Genomic DNA, 517 nt, shown 5'->3' with positions numbered 1-517 from the left:
ACAAGCTCGTCGATCAGCCATGGCGCATCATGTCCATCGGCATCCGCAAATGGGCACATGGGTTCTGATTAATGGGGTTTGGTATAAGGCCGCCAGAACATCCTCATGCCTGAGCCGACGCGCCACGACGAGCGCCAGGCACTCCCGGCTGGCCTCATCGATGATGGTCAGGATGCGGAACTTGCGGCCATCATGCGTGCGCCCTTCGACGAAGTCGTAGGCCCATACATGTCCCGGATATTCCGGCCGCAGGCGGATGCACGATCCGTCATTGAGCCATAGACGCCCGCGCTTTGGCTGGCGCTGCGGGACTTTCAGTCCTTCACGCCGCCATATCCGCTCGACACGTTTATGGTTCACCGTCCACCCTGCATGGCACAGCAACGCCGTGACCCGGCGGTAGCCGTAACGACCATATTGCTTCGCCAATGCAATGATGTCCTCGGTCAGTGCCTGTTCGTCAGTAAGCGCCGACGGAACCCGGCCTTGTGCGGATTGGGGTGGGCGTGAATTTCGC

The 517-nt window shown here is 60.3% G+C and carries 1 pseudogene; it reads right to left on the bottom strand.

Annotated features, from left to right (window positions below):
- Positions 1-63: 63 nt before the first annotated feature.
- Positions 64-517 (bottom strand): annotated as a pseudogene (locus LH128_RS32610) (IS3 family transposase); the annotation flags it as partial.

The organism is Sphingomonas sp. LH128 (assembly GCF_000293195.2).
Classification (GTDB): domain Bacteria; phylum Pseudomonadota; class Alphaproteobacteria; order Sphingomonadales; family Sphingomonadaceae; genus Novosphingobium; species Novosphingobium resinovorum_A.
The sequence above is the reverse complement of the archived record's forward strand: the minus strand, read 5'-3'. Positions and strand labels throughout refer to the sequence as shown.